We start from the raw sequence: 17063 nt of genomic DNA on the forward strand, positions 1-17063 counted from the left end.
CCACTTTTTAGAAACATGATAATTGTTATTTTTTATTTATTGTTTAATTTAAAAAATCAATTCCTACTATGCATTTGGATTGATTGACATGAGATATTTTTTGGGAGTGGTTCCAAATTTCTTCTTAAAAGCCGAAATAAAATGACTTCCCGTACTGTAACCAATTTTTAAACCTACTTCGTTTACATTATACGAACCACTATCGAGCAATTTTCTGGCAAAATCCATTTTGTAATCAAACAAAAAACCATAAACCGTATCACCATAAATTTGTTTGAAACCCATTTTTAACTTCTTCAAATTCAACCCAACCTGATCGGCTAATTCCGGCAAACCGGGTGGTTCAGCCATATTAGCTATGATAATTTCTTTGGCCTTTTTAATTTTCAATACATTTTCTTCATCGACTAAAAACGGACATTGTTCCGCATTTGGATCTTCATTTCGATTGAAAAAAAGACTCAACAACTCGTATCCTTTGCCTTTGTAATATAAATTTTTGATGGAAGGATTCAGATTGTAGTGAAACATCTGATTTAAAACAATTGCCATCGACGGACTGATATCACTTTCGTTATAATATTTTTTATCCTGATTTTCCTTGCTTAAAAAAGGAATATGCTCGGCATCACTGGTAAACAATCCGTGAAATTTTTTAATAGAAACAAAAATAGAAATCAACCAGGATTTTGGTGCAATCTGAACGTTTAAAGGCAATTCTTTTTCAGTATTATAAAACAGTAAAGCCTTTTCTTCCTTGAGATTAAGCACATAATTACCTTGGTTAAAAATATAATTGGCACTTCCTTTTAATCCAAAATGAAATTGTATCAAACCCAATTGAACAGGACGCTGAAAAGTTAAAACCTCATCGGTATTATTTTGAAAACGAATCAAAATAAAATCATCGTCAATTTTTATTTCTTCCTCCATATTTTATGCAACTTAATGTAGTCGTTTTTAATTAAACGTCTCATTTGGTGTTTCAAAATTAAATCTTTTTCATGGTTTATCGTTTACTTGACACAAATTATTACATAATCTTTAATTTTATAGTTTATCTCAAAACAGCGGTCAGCTGAATTGCTACCTTATTAGCCACTTTATTCTTAACTATTGCCGGTATTGAGATATCAAAATCACTTGCATTAACCCAAAAATTTGTCTGTAGATTCACCCCCGATGTTGTTTTACACATTTTAGCCGAAGCTTTAATAGCGACACTTTTTCCGTGAAGCTCTAACTTACCGTTGATTACAAAATCTTTGGGAGTTGCTGTTAGACTATTAACTTCAAATCCTTCTATTTTCCCTTTAAATATTGCTTTAGGATATCGGTCGCTTTCTACATAATTCTCGTTAAAATGTTCTTCCATCAGCGCGACTTTAAATCGAAAAGCTTTCATTAATGCTAAACTGGCTATTTCTCCTGTTTCAGTATTTACAACCACAGTTACATTATTATTGATCGCTTTTACTTCTTCAAAGGAAGGTACCGAAGCCTCAAAAATAACATTGGCTGATTTACTCATTATTTTTCCCTGTGCCATTATAAAATTAGACAGAAGAAAAATACTAATTACAATTATTTTTTTCATTTCTTCCATTCTTTAAATTATTCCTCTAAAAGTCCGTCTTGCTGCCATTTAGCGACCACATCTATTGTTGTCTGAGGCAGTCTTGGACCGCCCTGAGGCATGAGTAAACTATTTCCGTTATTTAAAGAAATCCGATTCAACAAACCACGATTTTGCATTGCATTTTTCACCTGAGAGTAGGTCACTAAAGACATCGGAGCACCATTTGCAGGTGTTGCTCCATGACAGGAAATACAATTATTGTCAATAATCGATTTTACATTTTGCTTATACGTAACAACACCTTGAATAGGCGTATTATCCATTAAAGTTTCCGAATTCTCATTAGAACATGCCATTAAAAAGCCTGAAAAAATTAGCAGCGAAAAAAGATTTTTTGGTTTCATAACAAATTGATTTATAGTTTAAAAATGCTTTGTAATTCATATACGCTGAAATGATATATCTGGTTTTCACGAAACAATTCTTTTTTCAAACAAAACCAATCTTTCTCTTTTTCCGTAGATAATCCTGAAGACCTAAACAACCCATCTTATGAACAAAAAGATACTACTTGGAATTTTAATCCTGCTGATAGCTGGCATTTTTATCTATCGCTACACCTATCAGGATCATCGGAATATTAGCAGCGAAAAGGCAACTTACACCCTTACTATTGCTGTATTAGAAAAAGAATTTGCTGCAAATGACAGTCTGGCTTCAGCCAAATACCAAGACCAAACCATTGCACTCTCGGCTCAGATAACCGAAGTTGATTTTGAAAACAAAGCCGTTATTCTCAACCAAAAATTGTATGCTGTTTTTGACAGTTTGCCAAAAAATATCATTCCCGGAAAAACACTAAAAATCAAAGGACGCTTTTTAGGTTATGATGAACTATTGGAAGAATTTAAAATGGATCAATGCACAATTGTAAATCCTAAAAACTAACAATCCTAAAAAATATATTTTATGAAAAAATTCATTCTATTTCTGTTATTGTTTCCGGTAGTAAGCTTTTCACAAGATGATTTGTTAGCCGGAACAGACACAATCCGAATTAAAGAAAAAGTTGTATCAGCCTTTAAAGGCTTAAAAATTGTCAATTTGGAATCGACAAAACTGGCGGCAAAAGGCGATTTGTATTTTATCGTTGCCCACAGGTTTGGTTCCGTAAAAGATGGATTCGAAGGTTTCTTTGGACTGGATAATGCCAATACCCAACTAAAATTTGTTTACGGATTAACCGATTATTTGACAATAAGTGCCGCCAGAAACGAACAAGCCTATGATTTTGCTACGAAATACACTTTAGTTAGCCAAAAAGCAGAAGGTTTTCCATTTAGCATAGCTGGATTTACAAGTTTAGCCATCAATAATAAAATAAAAGAAAGTTTGTATCCAAAACTCACTTTTGACGACAGACTAACGTATTTACAACAACTATTAATTTCCCGAAAATTTTCAGAAAAACTATCCTTAGAAATAGCACCTACTATCTTTCATGAAAATTTTGTCGACAATCCACAGCAAGATAACACACAATACGCCATCGGAATTGGAGGACGTTACAAATTATCCAAACGATGGTCACTTAATATGGATTATGCGGCACATTTAAACCGAGCTTCTAATTCAATTTATAAAAACCCACTCTCAATAGGTTTTGACTTAGAAACCGGCGGACACGTTTTCCAAATGCATTTCACCAGTTCGCAAGGCATTCATGAAGCCGGATTCCTGGGGCAAACCACTGGCGATTGGACTAAAGGCAATGTGTTCTTTGGATTTAATCTGCTTCGCGTTTTTTAAAAACACAATTATTGTCCAATCTTTCAGTATTTGAATTCATTCTAAATTACATCTTTTTGCAAATAAAACAAAACCAAACAAAAAGAACTACCGTAAATAAATTTTCAAAAACCCACCGATTATGAAAACTTATAAAATCATTAAAAAAGGATTAGTACTTGTTGCCGGAATTGCATTGCTTTTCATTGTCATTTTACTTTTCCACATTATTACTGCTAAACCAGCCGTTTATGAAACACCTAACTTACAGGTAAGCCGAATTGATTTTAAATCAAATATCGACTCAGCGCAGGCAAAACAAATTTGTACCGATTTGAGATCCATAAAAGGTTTAACCTCTGATTCTATCATTGTAAAAAGAAATGTTGTAGTCTATTTTCACAACAATAAAATTACCAACTCTGAGAAAGTTTTTAATGAACTCATGAGCAAAAGACCTTATGAAGCACATCGCTTCATCGTACCGGCTAACCTGGCCAACAAAGAAGTTTGTCCAATGGATCAAAATAGTTTCAGTTATAAATTATCTAAAACCATAAATCAATTTTTTAATTAATCTTTAAATTCAATTATCATGAGAAATTTTTCAAAAATCACACTAAGTATGTTACTAATTGCATCAGTAACATTAACATCATGCAGCAAGGATGATGATCCGGAAGTAAAAGCATCTATTTACAGTCGTTTAGGTGGAACAACGATGGTTGCTGACCCGGATAATCCAGGTCAAATGATTGAACAGGGACGTTTAAGTTTCAGAAAAGTAGTAAACTCAGCCATCGGACTCATTGTTGCCGACATTACCAATAATGCATCCGGAAATTTAAAAGCGCATTTTGCTCCGCTGCTGGCAGAAACAGGAAGCACTCAAACAACAAGTATTGCTAAACTATCAGATAATTTAACTGATTTCTTTTCATACAATACAGGAGGAACAAACGCAGTAAATGCCTATTCCGGTTTGAGTATGGCTGCCGCACATAATCCGGCTGTTAATGCGCGTATGGGAGCAAAATCTACTAACGCCGATTATACTAAATTTGAAGGCTATGTGGGCGCTGCTGCAAATGCTAACGGTGTTGCCTCAAATACTGAACTTTATACGGACATTGTAGCTGTTTTAGAATCACTAAGAAGCACTATTGTTCAAATGTAATCCTCATTTTAAGTAATAACGCTACTCATTTTCCGATTAGCGTTATTACTTAATTATACACTCAACGTACACGTACCAACACAATTCCGATTTACCATAAAATAAAAAAACTACACAAAAAAGACTGTTTTATCAATATCGAATCAGAACCCTAAGCGATATTTTTTTACAGATAATTTTGGAATCTACCAATAATGCTATTTAGAATAAATCTACATAGTCAATCAAAAACCACCTGATTTCACTCTATTTTTAAGTCTAACAGCTATTATAATTACGATTTTAGGCCAAATTAACACTAAGCGATATAAAAAGAACTTACAGCGTTGTTTTTATAAAATAGTTAATAATAATTTTGTAGAACTTTTTTAAGGAAAGTATAATTATGGAAAGTTATAACATGTCCAAAAACAGCACTTTTTACGCTTTAGGTTTAAGTTACAAAAAAGCAGATGCAACCATTAGAGGGAAATTTAGCTTAGATGCCAAAGCACAATCTATTCTCTTAATGCAGGCGGAAGCAGAAGGTATTGAATCTTTGATAGTAACTTCAACTTGCAACAGAACTGAAATTTATGGTTTTGCCAATCACCCTTATGAGTTAATCAAATTACTTTGTGAAAACAGTAACGGTTCGGTTCAGGAATTTCAGGAAGTAGCCTATATTTATAAAAATCAGGAAGCGATCAATCACATGTTCCGTGTAGGAACCGGATTAGACAGTCAGATTCTGGGTGATTTTGAAATCATCAGTCAAATAAAAAATGCTTTCAACCAAAGTAAATCCTGCGGTTTAGTAAATACTTTCATGGAACGCTTAGTAAACTCAGTAATCCAGGCAAGTAAAAAAATCAAAACAGACACTGAAATTTCTTCTGGTGCAACTTCCGTTTCATTCGCATCAGTTCAATATATCATCAAAAATGTAGCCGATATTGCCAATAAAAATATCCTGCTTTTCGGAACGGGAAAAATTGGTCGAAACACCTGTGAAAACCTGGTAAAACACACTAAACACGAGCAAATTACCTTAATCAACAGAACCAAAGACAAGGCGGAGAAATTAGCCGAAAAACTGGATTTAGTAGTTAAAAATTATTCTGATTTGCAATTGGAAATTCAAAAAGCCGACGTTTTAGTAGTAGCTACAGGAGCACAAAACCCTACAATAGACAAAGCCATTCTGAATCTTAAAAAACCATTGTTGATTTTAGATTTGTCCATCCCTAAAAACGTACATGAAAATGTAACCGAAGTAGAAGGCGTGACATTAATTCACATGGATCATTTATCGCAAATAACTGATGAAACTTTAGAAAACAGAAAAGAACATATTCCTGCTGCTGAAGCCATTATTGAAGAAATAAAAGACGAATTTAAAATCTGGACAAAAGGCAGAAAATTTGCACCAACTATTAATGCTTTAAAAGCCAAATTAAACGAAATTAAAAATTCGGAATTGGATTTTCAAAGTAAAAAAATTGCCGATTTTAACGAAGAACAAGCTGAAATCATCAGCAACAGAATCATCCAAAAAATCACCACGCATTTTGCTAATCACCTCAAAGACGAAAACACTTTGGTTGATGAAAGCATCGAATGGATTGAAAAAGTCTTTAAAATTGAAGCTGTGGTGAAATAAAAGATCAAACACAAATTACACCAATTTTCACAAATTAATTAAGTCACAGTTACACTTTCAGTATCTATGGCAAAAAAATAAAAATGGCAGAAAAAACAATACGTATAGGTACAAGAGATAGCGAACTCGCTTTATGGCAGGCACATACTGTTCAAAACAAACTAAACGATTTGGGTTATAAAACAGAAATTGTTGCCGTAAAATCACAAGGCGATATCATCCTTGACAAACCCCTTTACGAATTAGGAATCACCGGAATTTTCACTAAAACATTGGATATCGCCATGATTAATGGTGATGTGGATATTGCCGTACATTCTATGAAAGATGTTCCTACTGCTCTACCTACAGGAATTGTTCAGGCTGCCGTTTTACAAAGAGCCAATACACTTGATATCTTGGTTCACAAGGGAAACCTTGATTTTCTGGAAAATAATGGAACCATCGCAACCGGAAGTTTACGTCGTCAGGCACAATGGTTAAACAAATACCCTAATCATACCGTAGTGGATTTACGCGGAAACGTAAATACCAGAATGCAAAAACTACAGGAAAACAATTGGAACGGAGCTGTTTTTGCAGCAGCAGGACTGGAAAGAATCAACTTAAAACCAGGTGATTATATTGATTTAGACTGGATGATTCCCGCACCGGCACAGGGTGCAATGTTAGTAGTGGCTATGGCTGATGATGACTATACATTAGACGCTGTATCCCAATTAAACGATATCGAAACAGAAGTTTGTACCTATATCGAACGCCAGTTTTTAAGAACTTTAGAAGGCGGTTGTACCGCTCCTATTGGTGCTTTGGCAAAATACAATGAAGAAGAAGATACCATTCATTTTGATGGCGTTTTATTTTCATTAGACGGAAAACAAAAAATTGAAATCAACAAAATTGTGGATATTTCGGAATGGAAAAAACTGGGATTCTATTCAGCTAAGGAAATTCTGGATAATGGCGGAACAGAGTTGATGAAAAATATTAAGGAAAGTTTGAAAAAATAATGAGCAATCCAATCCATATTTTATCTACAAAAACACTTGCAAAACATCAAAAACAAGCCTTATTGGATCTTGGTTTTTCGGTTACTGAAACTAATTTTATCAAAACCGAAAATACTGATTTTGATTTAAAAGAAATCAACGACAATCTGATTTTTACAAGTCAAAATGCCGTTCAAAGTGTATTGCATCATTCCAAATGTGGTGAATTAAAATCCAAAAATGTATTCTGTGTAGGCTTAAAAACCAAATCCCTGTTAGAAGAAAACGGTTTTACGGTTGAAGTTTATGTAGATTATGCTTCTGATTTAGCAGAAATCATCACCTTGATTTACAAATTAGAGAATTATACATTTTTCAGTGGTAATTTGCGCAAAGAAACGCTTCCAAAAGCCCTGAAAGAAGCCAAAGTCAACTTTAACGAAATTCAGGTGTATGAAACCATTTTGACCCCACAAAAAATAAAAACGCCGGCAGATGGAATTTTGTTTTTTAGTCCGTCAGCTATTGAAAGTTACCTGAAAGAAAATAAGATAAAAAACGAAATATGCTTTTGCATTGGCGAAACAACAGCAGAAGCATTGGAAAAAATTACCAAAAATATAATTGTGGCTGAACAGCCTTCGATTGAAGATGTTATAGAAGCTGTAATTGAAGAATATAACTAAACATTTTAGCTATGAGCTTTTAGCTTTTAGCTTATTTAAAATAAATAATTATAATGCTAATAGCTAAATGCTAATAGCCAATAGCTTAAAAAAAATGATAAAAAACGACCTATTCTTAAAAGCACTAAAAGGAGAAACAGTACAACGTCCACCAGTTTGGATGATGCGTCAGGCAGGAAGATATTTACCGGAATTCCGAGCTTTGCGTGACAAATACGATTTTTTCACCCGTTGTGAAACTCCGGAATTAGCTGCCGAAATCACCGTTCAGCCTATTCGTCGTATTGCTCCGGATGCTGCGATTCTATTCTCAGATATTTTGGTGGTTCCAAGAGCGATGGGAATTCACGTAGAATTAAAAGACAACTTAGGTCCGATTATTCCAAATCCTATTCGTACGATGGAACAGGTAAATCAGGTTTATGTTCCGGACGTGAATGAAACTTTAGGCTATGTTTTTGATGCTGTAAAACTGACTAAAGAAATGCTGAACGACGAAGTGCCTTTGATTGGTTTTGCCGGTTCACCTTGGACTATTTTCTGTTATGCTGTGGAAGGAAAAGGTTCGAAAAGCTTTGATACGGCTAAAGGATTTTGTTTCTCAAATCCTGTAGCTGCTCATACTTTATTGCAAAAAATCACCGATACTACCATTTTATATCTGAAAGAAAAAGTAAAATCAGGTGTGAATGCCGTTCAAATTTTTGATTCCTGGGGAGGTATGTTGTCTCCAACAGATTATAACGAATTCTCATGGAAATACATCAATCAAATCGTGGAAGCTTTGGCTGAAGTAACTCCGGTAATTGTTTTCGGAAAAGGATGCTGGTTTGCTTTGAACGAAATGGGAAAAAGTAAAGCTTCTGCATTAGGTGTTGACTGGACTTGTTCGGCCAGAAATGCACGTTATTTGTCAGGTGGAAATGTTACTTTACAAGGAAATTTTGACCCTTCAAGATTGCTTTCGCCAATTCCAACCATCAAGAAAATGGTTCATGAAATGATTGACGAATTCGGTAAAGACAAATATGTGGTGAATTTAGGTCACGGAATTTTGCCAAATATCCCTGTAGACCACGCTAAAGCGTTTATTGACGCTGTTAAAGAATACGGAAATTAATTATTGACAGTTGTTAGTTGATTGTTGTTTGAAAAAATCATAGTAACTGTCAACTAACAACTAGCAACTAACAACCAAATAAAATGCTAAACAAAGGCTTAAGAGACCAGGAAAGTATACGAATAGACAATGTGCTAAAAACGTTGCATTCGTTGGTTTTTGTGCCTAAAAAAGCATTTGACCAAGACCAAATTGAAGGAGCACTAAAAGATTTCGGGCTGAATATTGAAAGTTTAATTTCAATTACGCCAAATGACTTAATTGTACTTTTAGACAGATTGCATCTGGACTGGAATCAAAAAGAACAATTTGCTGATTTTTTAGTTGGCTTTTCTAAAGAAAATCAATTTGATTTCGCAGAAAAAGCCATTAGCATTTACAATCACATCCAAACGGAAAGCAAGACTTTTTCGTTTGGAATTTTTAATAAAATAGCTTCCGCAAAAGCCAATTTATAATGAAATAGCTATGAAGTTAAAATATAGTTTATTATTTGTTCCTTGTTTGTTGTTTTTGTCATGTAAGACCTATACAGTAACACCTGAAAGTTTTAAGAGCCAATTTAGCAATGTTGATTATGATCTTTCTACATCAAAAAGTATATCTGGTTCAATCTATTATAATGGTTTTCAAATTAAAAAAATCAATGTAGTTGATAAAAATGGAGAAACACAAATGCTCGATAATGCTCCATCATTAGAAATGCGGGTCACATTGAATAATGGAAAGCGTAACCATTTTTATTTTGACAGTATGAAATTAAAAAATGATACGCTAACTGGCTATAAGGCTCGATTGTTACCATGGATGACTGTTAAAATTCCTTTTTCTGAGGTTGTTAAAATAGAAATTCAAGAAAGTGGAAAGAAAATAAAATATATGAATTAATTTAATCTCCACATATTAAATTAGAACCAATTTATAATGAAAGAACAATTTTACGCCTACATACAAAATCTCCAAGATCAAATCGTAGCCGGACTGGAAGCAATTGACGGTCAGGCCAAATTTAAAGAAGATCTTTGGAAACGTCCGGAAGGTGGCGGCGGAAGAACACGCGTAATTGAAAACGGAAAAGTTTTCGAAAAAGGAGGAGTGAATATTTCGGCTGTTCACGGTAAATTACCGGATTCCATGCAAAAATTATTCAACGTAGGTGAAGCCGATTTTTTTGCCTGTGGACTGAGTTTGGTGATACACCCAAAAAGCCCAATGGTGCCAACAGTTCATGCCAACTGGCGTTATTTTGAAATGTATGATGAGAACGGAAACGTAATCCAGCAATGGTTCGGCGGCGGACAGGATTTAACGCCTTATTATTTGTTTGAAGAAGATGCAATCCATTTTCATCAAACATGCAAAACCGCTTGCGACAAGCATAATCTTGAGTTTTATCCAAAATACAAAAAACAATGTGATGGGTATTTCTGGAATGCGCATCGCAACGAAGCCCGTGGTCTTGGCGGATTGTTTTTCGATTATTGCAAAGCAACAGAGCAAATGTCAATGGAAAATTGGTTCAATTTCGTTACTGAAGTTGGAAATAGTTTTCTTCAAGCCTATGTGCCAATTGTAGAACGAAGAAAAGATTTACCTTATACTGAAGCGCAAAGAAACTGGCAGGAAATCCGTCGTGGACGCTATGTGGAATTCAATTTGGTACACGACAAAGGCACCTTATTTGGTTTAAAAACCAACGGAAGAATTGAATCTATTTTGATGAGTTTACCACCACATGTACAGTGGGTTTACGACCATCATCCGGAAGCGGGAAGTGAAGAAGAAAAGTTAATTAATATATTAGAAAATCCGATTGAGTGGATATAGAAGCAATTAGCTCTCAGCTTTTAGCAATTAGCCTAAATTTAAAATTATGAAAGATTATAAAAATTTTACAGTTTGGCAAAAATCACATCAATTAACCCTTGACGTTTATAAAATATTAAATACTTTTCCAAAAGAAGAACTTTTTGGCTTAACGAGTCAAATGAAAAGATCCGCAAGTTCAATACCAACTAATATTGCTGAGGGTTGCGGTAGAAATTCAGACAAGGATTTTGCTCGATTTTTAATTATAGCATTTGGGTCTGCAAATGAATTAGAATACCAATTTATATTGAGTACTGATTTAAGTTTTATCAGTAAAGAGTCAAGTGAAAAACTATTATCTCAAATTGAAGAAATTAAAAAAATGCTTAATAGTCTAATTTCAAAATTAAATAATTAATCGCTGAAAGCAGAAGGCTAATTGCTGAAAGCTAAAAGCTAAAAGCTAAAATATTATGTTCCCACTACAAAGAGGCAGAAGATTACGCGTTAACGAATCGATTAGAAGTTTAGTTCGTGAAACTACATTAAGTCCGAGTGATTTTATGTTTCCTATGTTTATTGCCGAAGGCGAAAACGTAAAAGTAGAAATCCCATCGATGCCGGGAATTTTCCGCCGTTCGATAGATTTAACGGTGGAAGAAGTGAAGGAATTATTCGATTTAGGCATTCGCGCGGTGAATATTTACGTAAAAGTAAGTGAAAATCTAAAAGACAATACCGGTAAAGAAGCCTGGAATCCAAACGGATTGATGCAACAAACTATCCGAGCCATTAAAGCGGCCTGTCCTGAAATGATAGTAATGCCCGATGTAGCTTTAGATCCCTACTCCATTTACGGGCACGACGGAATTATTGCCAACGGCGATGTCGAAAACGATTCGACTAACGATGCTTTGGTAAAAATGGCGGTTTCTCATGCCGAAGCCGGTGCCGATTTCGTAGCTCCTTCGGATATGATGGACGGTCGCGTGTTACGTTTGCGTCAGGGATTGGATGCAGCTGGTTTTCACAATGTGGGAATTATGAGTTATTCGGCTAAATATGCTTCGGCATTTTACGGGCCTTTCAGAGACGCTTTAGATTCTGCACCTAAAGAAGCTGACGTTGTTGTTCCAAAAGACAAGAAAACCTACCAAATGGACTATGCAAATCGCATCGAAGCCATAAAAGAAGCCCTTTGGGATGTCGAAGAAGGTGCCGACATGGTGATGGTAAAGCCCGGAATTGCCTATTTAGACATCGTTAGAGAAGTTAAAAACGCCGTGAATGTTCCGGTGACGGTTTATCATGTTTCAGGCGAATACGCAATGATTAAAGCCGCTGCCGAAAGAGGATGGCTTGACAACGACAAAATCATGATGGAGCAATTAATGTGTATTAAAAGAGCCGGAGCCAGCCTGATTTCGACTTATTTTGCCAAAGAAGCAGCAATACTTTTAAAGAAATAAACAGTTTTTAATTTAAAACCAAAAAATAATTTATTTTTGGAATCACTAAAAACGAAAAACACATGAAAAAACTAGCATTTATAGCAATAGTTGTTTTTGCCTTTGCTTGTAAAAAAGAAAGCAGTGAATCTTTTGGAAAAGAAGACCAAAACACCACTGTTGCTAAAGAAGACAAAGAATTAGCACCGGAAGAACTTGGAAAAGTTATCTTTGAGAGCAAAGGAAACTGCATTTCCTGTCACAAAACGGATGAAAAACTAATTGGTCCCAGCCTACAGGATATTGCTAAAATTTACAAAGAAAAAAATGGCAACATAGTTACTTTCTTAAAAGGAGAAAGCGAAGCCATAGTTGATCCTTCGCAATTTGCCGTAATGCAAGCGAATCTTACATTAACAAAGACATTTTCAGATAAAGAATTACAAGGCTTAGAAGCTTATATTTATTCGAATTTAAAATAAATTTCATACAATAAAAGGAAGGAGCAATTTCCCGCTATCATTCCAATCTTTCCTTTTTTAAAGAAAAAAACGAAAGGATTTTCCCTTCTATCGGGGCTAAAAACACAAAAACCATTCAATGTTCTGAATGGTTTTTGTGTTTTGTAATAACTTCTTTGCATACTTAGCGAAAAAACTTTGCGTCCTTTGCGGTTAAATCACTTTATCCCTCCAAAAGCCCCAAAACAAGCATTTTTATGCAAAATTTCCGTACTTGAAAAACCTACTTTTTTCATTAAATCCAATTGGTAGGTCATCGATCTTGGTGTATCTTCTTTTTCGATATAATCAAAAACTTTCTGCTGGTATTCCCCTCCTCCATGGTCATTCAAATAATTGGCATACATTTTCCAAACCAATTGATTTACTCCCGGATGATCCTGAATCAACAAATCGGAAATCAAAAAACAACCGCCAGGTGTCAAACTATCATACAATTTTTGAAAAACCATTTCCCAATCGGAATCCTCACGTAAATGGTGCAAAACCGCACCTGCCAAGATAATATCAAAATGATTTTTGGGTAATTCAATATCCCGAATATCACCCTGAATCGTTTCCACTTTTCCGTTTGTTGCTGCCGAAACCCGTTCCTGAGCTTTATCCAACATATTCTGACTCAAATCAATCAAAGTACAATTCAAATCAGGCACCTTAGACAACATTTTCAAGGTATAATTTCCGGCTCCGCAACCTAAATCCAAAATAGTTTTAGCTTCCGGTTTTACGGCTCTTGCAGTGCAGGTAATTAATTCTAAAGCAATTTTAGCATCCATCGTGGCCACCTGCCCTGTTTCTAAATTGGAGAAACGTTCGACCTCGTTGTCAAAACGTTCCCTGATTTCTGTTACTGTTGATTTTTTCATGATTATTGGTTTTTATTTTTACAAACCTATAATTTTCATTTATGACTTAAAAATGCTTATTTTGTCAATTATTAATACTTAAAAAGTATTTATGGAATTGCGTCACTTAAAATATTTCTTAAAATTAGCCGAAGAACTAAGCTTTGTCCGTGCTGCCGACAAATTATTCATTTCCCAACCGCCGTTAAGCAGACAGATTAAAGAACTGGAAACCGAACTGGGCGCCACACTTTTCGAACGAAATAACAAACGCGTAATCCTAACCGATGCCGGTAAATATTATCAAAAAGAAATTCAGGAATTAGTTCAAAATCTGGAACGCATTAATTTAACTACCAAAAAAATCAGTCAAAATCAAAGCGGCGAATTTCGGATTGCCTATGTGAGTTCCACTTTTTCAGGAGATATTTCAAAGCTGTTACAATTTCTATCTGATAAATATCCGTATGTCAATTTTCGCCTTTATGAGGTGCCGACAGTCAAACAAATCGCTGCTTTAGAAGAAGGAAAAATTGATTTTGGAATCATTCGCGCACCTTTGCATTCGCCAAAAATAGCTTCGCAACTCTGGTTTAAAGATAGTTTTTCACTGGTATTTAATCGAAATAAATACAACATTACATCCGAAGAAGATTTGGCACATTTGAAAGAAGAAACATTTGTATTTTTTAATAAGCAATATGCGCCTTATTTTTACGATGCTTTATTACAGATTTGTGCCCAATATGTTTTTAATCCCAAGGTTGTTCACGAATCCAATAATATTTCGTCGATTATCCAGTTGGTTAAAAATGGATTGGGCATTTCGATTGTGCCAACCGCCATTAAAAAAAGTCATAATTATCCCGAATTAGAATTCGTAGAACTTAAAAAAACGGCTCTTTTCACTGATATTTTATTGGCTACGCCAAAAGGAAATCCCTCGGAAATTTCAAAAGCAGCAATAGCATTCTTAATGGAACAAAATAGTAAAAATGAAAACTAACGATCAAAATATAGCTTACTTTAAAACCCCTCTGGGAATTGCCAAAATCATTGGCGATGAAAACGGAATTTCGGTTATTTCAATTGCTGATGAAGGCACAGTTTCCGAAACAATTCCTGAAGTTTTACAGGAAGCCGTTTCTCAATTGAATGATTATTTCGAAGGAAAAAGGACGGATTTCAATTTTAAACTGAATCCATCCGGAACCGAATTCCAGCAAAAAGTATGGAAAGCCTTAGTCGAAATCCCTTTTGGAAAAACGATGAGTTATTTGGATCTATCCAAAAAATTAGGCGATGTCAAAGCCATTCGTGCTGTGGCTTCCGCCAATGGTAAAAATCCGTTGTGGATTGTGGTACCCTGCCACAGGGTCATTGGAACTGACGGTTCTCTCACAGGTTATGCAGGTGGATTGTGGCGCAAAAAATGGCTTCTGGAACACGAAAACCCATCGCGAAAACAAGAACTTTTGTTCTAAAAATTAAAACATACCTTTATCGTTTTTTATGTAAATTCGTACTGAAGCTAATTCAAACCTCATGAAAAAACTCAAAAAATTCCTTGTCAAATTACTCATTTTCATTGGTGCTCTAATCCTTTCGCTTTATATTTTCAAGAAAGACTATTTGTTAAGAGCTATTAGAATTACTTATTTCAACGGACATTCAACTGCTTTTTTAGATGATTATCAGTATTTTGACAATCGAATTATTCAGAAAAGTAACCAACCACAAACTTGGAATTTAGCCAAAGATTACAATCTGGTAAAACCAACCGAAAGACTTGAAAAACTACATGAGGAAATTGGCACAGTTGCTTTTTTAATCATCAAAAATGATAGTATCTGGAACGAAAACTATTATGATAATTACAGCAAGGATACTAAATCCAATTCTTTTTCTATGGCCAAAAGCATTGTAACCGCTTCATTGGGAAAAGCCATTATGGAAGGGAAAATCAAAAATTTAGACACAAAAGTAGGTGACTTTTTCCCTGAATTCAAAAAAGGTAAATCGGCACAAATGACTGTTGGCGACCTGGCTTCCATGTCCTCGGGCTTCGAATGGGACGAAGCCTACTACGACCCATTTTCAATCACTACTCAGGCTTATTTTGATAAAAATTTAACTCCGGTCATATTAAATTTGAAAGGCATTGAAGAACCGGGAAAAACATACAAATACTTAAGCGGCAACACCCAACTTCTGGCAATGTGCATTGAAAAAGCTGTTGGAAAAAGTCTGGCTGATTATGTTTCAGAATCCTTCTGGAAACCTATGGGAGCTGAAAGTGATGCTTTTTGGCAAACCGATAAAAAAGACGGAATGGTAAAAGCCTTTTGCTGTATTGCCAGTAATGCCAGAGATTTTGCCCGATTTGGAAAACTCTATCTGCAACATGGAAAATGGAACGGTCAACAAATTTTAGACAGCGCTTTTGTAACTAAATCAGTGACTCCAAGATTTAAAAATTCGCCACAATACGGCTACGGCTGGTGGCTGAGTACTTTTAACAACAAAAAAGTTTTTTACATGCGTGGGCATTTGGGACAATATGTAATTGTAGTTCCGGAAGATAATCTGATTATTGTAAGATTAGGGAATCATGATCAGCCAAGTACTACCGGCTCACCACACAGCGATGATTTTTATGTCTATTTAGAAGAAACTTATAAAATGCTCCAACAAGCCAAATAATAAAACTATGATTGAAAAGATAAACCTCAACAATATCCTTTTTCTGGACATTGAAACTGTTCCGGAAACAGCAGATTTCAATTCTTTAGACTCAGAAATGCAGGCTTTGTATGAGCAAAAAACCCAATACCAACGTAAAGAAGAAATCTCCGCCGAGGAATTTTATGATCGTGCCGGAATTTGGGCCGAATTCGGAAAAATTGTCTGTATCTCCGTTGGATTTTTTGTCATTAAAGGTGATGTTCGGAATTTCAGAGTGACTTCCTTTTTTGGAGAAGAACCAAAGCTTTTAAAAGATTTCAATAATCTGTTGAACAATCATTTCAACGGTCCACAACATCTGTTGTGCGGACATAATGCCAAAGAATTTGACATTCCGTTTCTGGCGCGACGCATGATTATCAATCAAATCCCCATTCCTGACAAGTTGAATTTATTTGGTAAAAAACCCTGGGAAATTCCGCATTTAGATACTTTGGAATTGTGGAAATTTGGCGATTACAAACATTTCACTTCATTAAAACTAATGTGCAAAGTCCTCGGAATCCCTTCTCCGAAAGGCGATATCGACGGCAGTCAGGTGGGACATGTTTTTTATGTGGAAAAAGACATTGACCGCATTGTCACTTATTGCGAAAAAGACACCATTGCCGTAGCGCAGATTTTCCTCCGCTTAAGACGGGAAGAGTTATTGATTGAAGAGGAGATTATTCATGTATAAATTTCAATAACAATTGCAAAATTCAATAACAATAA

At 35.1% G+C, this 17063-nt stretch carries 22 protein-coding genes; 18 read left to right on the forward strand and 4 right to left on the reverse strand.

Annotated elements, in window-relative coordinates; genetic code table 11:
• Positions 1 to 66 precede the first annotated feature (66 nt).
• From BLR17_RS02510 to BLR17_RS02520, 3 genes are all read right to left on the reverse strand, one after another.
• Positions 67 to 933, reverse strand: a complete 867-nt coding sequence (locus tag BLR17_RS02510) for a helix-turn-helix transcriptional regulator (RefSeq protein WP_066328025.1) — start codon at positions 931 to 933, stop codon at positions 67 to 69.
• Positions 934 to 1057: 124 nt separating this feature from the next.
• On the reverse strand, positions 1058 to 1597 hold the full coding sequence (locus BLR17_RS02515) for a YceI family protein (protein WP_066328488.1): 540 nt from the start codon (positions 1595 to 1597) through the stop codon (positions 1058 to 1060).
• Positions 1598 to 1614: 17 nt separating this feature from the next.
• Complete coding sequence (locus BLR17_RS02520) at positions 1615 to 1983, reverse strand: c-type cytochrome (protein ID WP_066328023.1); 369 nt, start codon at positions 1981 to 1983, stop codon at positions 1615 to 1617.
• A 148-nt stretch (positions 1984 to 2131) separates the two neighbouring features.
• On the opposite strand from BLR17_RS02520, the gene BLR17_RS02525 reads away from it, so the two are divergent.
• From BLR17_RS02525 to BLR17_RS02590, 14 genes are all read left to right on the forward strand, one after another.
• Positions 2132 to 2527 (forward strand): OB-fold protein, encoded by a 396-nt coding sequence (locus BLR17_RS02525; RefSeq protein ID WP_066328022.1) that lies wholly within the window; start codon positions 2132 to 2134, stop codon positions 2525 to 2527.
• Between the two features lie 21 nt (positions 2528 to 2548).
• On the forward strand, positions 2549 to 3388 hold the full coding sequence (locus tag BLR17_RS02530; RefSeq protein WP_066328020.1) for a DUF5777 family beta-barrel protein: 840 nt from the start codon (positions 2549 to 2551) through the stop codon (positions 3386 to 3388).
• A gap of 121 nt (positions 3389 to 3509) precedes the next feature.
• Positions 3510 to 3944 (forward strand): hypothetical protein, encoded by a 435-nt coding sequence (locus tag BLR17_RS02535; RefSeq protein WP_066328018.1) that lies wholly within the window; start codon positions 3510 to 3512, stop codon positions 3942 to 3944.
• Between the two features lie 18 nt (positions 3945 to 3962).
• Entirely contained in the window at positions 3963 to 4544 is a 582-nt protein-coding gene (locus BLR17_RS02540; RefSeq protein WP_066328016.1) for a globin family protein, read from the forward strand.
• Between the two features lie 385 nt (positions 4545 to 4929).
• A complete protein-coding gene (hemA, locus tag BLR17_RS02545; protein WP_066328015.1) occupies positions 4930 to 6186 on the forward strand; it encodes a glutamyl-tRNA reductase in 1257 nt (418 codons plus the stop codon).
• Between the two features lie 83 nt (positions 6187 to 6269).
• Positions 6270 to 7196, forward strand: coding sequence for a hydroxymethylbilane synthase (hemC, locus tag BLR17_RS02550; protein ID WP_066328014.1), 927 nt, complete (start codon positions 6270 to 6272; stop codon positions 7194 to 7196).
• Positions 7196 to 7861, forward strand: a complete 666-nt coding sequence (locus BLR17_RS02555; RefSeq protein ID WP_066328011.1) for a uroporphyrinogen-III synthase — start codon at positions 7196 to 7198, stop codon at positions 7859 to 7861. The genes hemC and BLR17_RS02555 overlap by 1 nt, the downstream gene beginning before the upstream one ends.
• Before the next feature lie 94 nt (positions 7862 to 7955).
• A complete protein-coding gene (gene hemE, locus BLR17_RS02560; protein ID WP_066328486.1) occupies positions 7956 to 8981 on the forward strand; it encodes a uroporphyrinogen decarboxylase in 1026 nt (341 codons plus the stop codon).
• Between the two features lie 83 nt (positions 8982 to 9064).
• A complete protein-coding gene (locus BLR17_RS02565; RefSeq protein ID WP_066328009.1) occupies positions 9065 to 9439 on the forward strand; it encodes a hypothetical protein in 375 nt (124 codons plus the stop codon).
• Positions 9440 to 9449: 10 nt separating this feature from the next.
• Positions 9450 to 9869, forward strand: a complete 420-nt coding sequence (locus tag BLR17_RS02570) for a hypothetical protein (protein WP_066328007.1) — start codon at positions 9450 to 9452, stop codon at positions 9867 to 9869.
• A 36-nt stretch (positions 9870 to 9905) separates the two neighbouring features.
• A complete protein-coding gene (gene hemF, locus BLR17_RS02575) occupies positions 9906 to 10808 on the forward strand; it encodes an oxygen-dependent coproporphyrinogen oxidase (protein WP_066328006.1) in 903 nt (300 codons plus the stop codon).
• A 46-nt stretch (positions 10809 to 10854) separates the two neighbouring features.
• Entirely contained in the window at positions 10855 to 11208 is a 354-nt protein-coding gene (locus BLR17_RS02580; RefSeq protein ID WP_066327998.1) for a four helix bundle protein, read from the forward strand.
• Between the two features lie 55 nt (positions 11209 to 11263).
• On the forward strand, positions 11264 to 12259 hold the full coding sequence (gene hemB, locus BLR17_RS02585; protein ID WP_066327995.1) for a porphobilinogen synthase: 996 nt from the start codon (positions 11264 to 11266) through the stop codon (positions 12257 to 12259).
• Between the two features lie 62 nt (positions 12260 to 12321).
• Positions 12322 to 12720 carry a c-type cytochrome gene (locus BLR17_RS02590; protein WP_066327993.1) on the forward strand — a complete coding sequence of 133 codons (399 nt, stop codon included), beginning with the start codon at positions 12322 to 12324 and terminating at the stop codon, positions 12718 to 12720.
• A 197-nt stretch (positions 12721 to 12917) separates the two neighbouring features.
• On the opposite strand, the gene BLR17_RS02600 is transcribed toward BLR17_RS02590, so the two are convergent.
• Complete coding sequence (locus BLR17_RS02600; protein WP_066327988.1) at positions 12918 to 13625, reverse strand: class I SAM-dependent methyltransferase; 708 nt, start codon at positions 13623 to 13625, stop codon at positions 12918 to 12920.
• A gap of 91 nt (positions 13626 to 13716) precedes the next feature.
• On the opposite strand from BLR17_RS02600, the gene BLR17_RS02605 reads away from it, so the two are divergent.
• The 4 genes from BLR17_RS02605 to BLR17_RS02620 all read left to right on the forward strand — a co-directional run bounded on the left by BLR17_RS02605 (position 13717) and on the right by BLR17_RS02620 (position 17028).
• On the forward strand, positions 13717 to 14610 hold the full coding sequence (locus BLR17_RS02605) for a LysR family transcriptional regulator (protein WP_066327987.1): 894 nt from the start codon (positions 13717 to 13719) through the stop codon (positions 14608 to 14610).
• Positions 14600 to 15088, forward strand: coding sequence for a methylated-DNA--[protein]-cysteine S-methyltransferase (locus BLR17_RS02610; protein WP_066327986.1), 489 nt, complete (start codon positions 14600 to 14602; stop codon positions 15086 to 15088). The genes BLR17_RS02605 and BLR17_RS02610 overlap by 11 nt, the downstream gene beginning before the upstream one ends.
• 61 nt (positions 15089 to 15149) lie before the next feature.
• The gene (locus BLR17_RS02615) at positions 15150 to 16307 is read left to right on the forward strand and encodes a serine hydrolase domain-containing protein (protein WP_066327984.1); all 1158 of its coding nucleotides are present in this window, start codon (positions 15150 to 15152) and stop codon (positions 16305 to 16307) included.
• A gap of 7 nt (positions 16308 to 16314) precedes the next feature.
• Positions 16315 to 17028 (forward strand): 3'-5' exonuclease, encoded by a 714-nt coding sequence (locus tag BLR17_RS02620; RefSeq protein ID WP_066327983.1) that lies wholly within the window; start codon positions 16315 to 16317, stop codon positions 17026 to 17028.
• Positions 17029 to 17063: the final 35 nt, after the last annotated feature.

It is taken from the genome of Flavobacterium glycines, from assembly GCF_900100165.1.
Classification (GTDB): domain Bacteria; phylum Bacteroidota; class Bacteroidia; order Flavobacteriales; family Flavobacteriaceae; genus Flavobacterium; species Flavobacterium glycines.

What these genes read in the sequence shown, in the direction of transcription:
- BLR17_RS02510 (WP_066328025.1), bottom strand. Translation starts at nt 933, where the DNA reads ATGGAGGAAGAAATAAAAATTGACGATGATTTTATTTTGATTCGTTTT.
- BLR17_RS02515 (WP_066328488.1), bottom strand. Translation starts at nt 1,597, where the DNA reads ATGAAAAAAATAATTGTAATTAGTATTTTTCTTCTGTCTAATTTTATA.
- BLR17_RS02520 (WP_066328023.1), bottom strand. Translation starts at nt 1,983, where the DNA reads ATGAAACCAAAAAATCTTTTTTCGCTGCTAATTTTTTCAGGCTTTTTA.
- BLR17_RS02525 (WP_066328022.1), top strand. Translation starts at nt 2,132, where the DNA reads ATGAACAAAAAGATACTACTTGGAATTTTAATCCTGCTGATAGCTGGC.
- BLR17_RS02530 (WP_066328020.1), top strand. Translation starts at nt 2,549, where the DNA reads ATGAAAAAATTCATTCTATTTCTGTTATTGTTTCCGGTAGTAAGCTTT.
- BLR17_RS02535 (WP_066328018.1), top strand. Translation starts at nt 3,510, where the DNA reads ATGAAAACTTATAAAATCATTAAAAAAGGATTAGTACTTGTTGCCGGA.
- BLR17_RS02540 (WP_066328016.1), top strand. Translation starts at nt 3,963, where the DNA reads ATGAGAAATTTTTCAAAAATCACACTAAGTATGTTACTAATTGCATCA.
- hemA (WP_066328015.1), top strand. Translation starts at nt 4,930, where the DNA reads ATGGAAAGTTATAACATGTCCAAAAACAGCACTTTTTACGCTTTAGGT.
- hemC (WP_066328014.1), top strand. Translation starts at nt 6,270, where the DNA reads ATGGCAGAAAAAACAATACGTATAGGTACAAGAGATAGCGAACTCGCT.
- BLR17_RS02555 (WP_066328011.1), top strand. Translation starts at nt 7,196, where the DNA reads ATGAGCAATCCAATCCATATTTTATCTACAAAAACACTTGCAAAACAT.
- hemE (WP_066328486.1), top strand. Translation starts at nt 7,956, where the DNA reads ATGATAAAAAACGACCTATTCTTAAAAGCACTAAAAGGAGAAACAGTA.
- BLR17_RS02565 (WP_066328009.1), top strand. Translation starts at nt 9,065, where the DNA reads ATGCTAAACAAAGGCTTAAGAGACCAGGAAAGTATACGAATAGACAAT.
- BLR17_RS02570 (WP_066328007.1), top strand. Translation starts at nt 9,450, where the DNA reads ATGAAGTTAAAATATAGTTTATTATTTGTTCCTTGTTTGTTGTTTTTG.
- hemF (WP_066328006.1), top strand. Translation starts at nt 9,906, where the DNA reads ATGAAAGAACAATTTTACGCCTACATACAAAATCTCCAAGATCAAATC.
- BLR17_RS02580 (WP_066327998.1), top strand. Translation starts at nt 10,855, where the DNA reads ATGAAAGATTATAAAAATTTTACAGTTTGGCAAAAATCACATCAATTA.
- hemB (WP_066327995.1), top strand. Translation starts at nt 11,264, where the DNA reads ATGTTCCCACTACAAAGAGGCAGAAGATTACGCGTTAACGAATCGATT.
- BLR17_RS02590 (WP_066327993.1), top strand. Translation starts at nt 12,322, where the DNA reads ATGAAAAAACTAGCATTTATAGCAATAGTTGTTTTTGCCTTTGCTTGT.
- BLR17_RS02600 (WP_066327988.1), bottom strand. Translation starts at nt 13,625, where the DNA reads ATGAAAAAATCAACAGTAACAGAAATCAGGGAACGTTTTGACAACGAG.
- BLR17_RS02605 (WP_066327987.1), top strand. Translation starts at nt 13,717, where the DNA reads ATGGAATTGCGTCACTTAAAATATTTCTTAAAATTAGCCGAAGAACTA.
- BLR17_RS02610 (WP_066327986.1), top strand. Translation starts at nt 14,600, where the DNA reads ATGAAAACTAACGATCAAAATATAGCTTACTTTAAAACCCCTCTGGGA.
- BLR17_RS02615 (WP_066327984.1), top strand. Translation starts at nt 15,150, where the DNA reads ATGAAAAAACTCAAAAAATTCCTTGTCAAATTACTCATTTTCATTGGT.
- BLR17_RS02620 (WP_066327983.1), top strand. Translation starts at nt 16,315, where the DNA reads ATGATTGAAAAGATAAACCTCAACAATATCCTTTTTCTGGACATTGAA.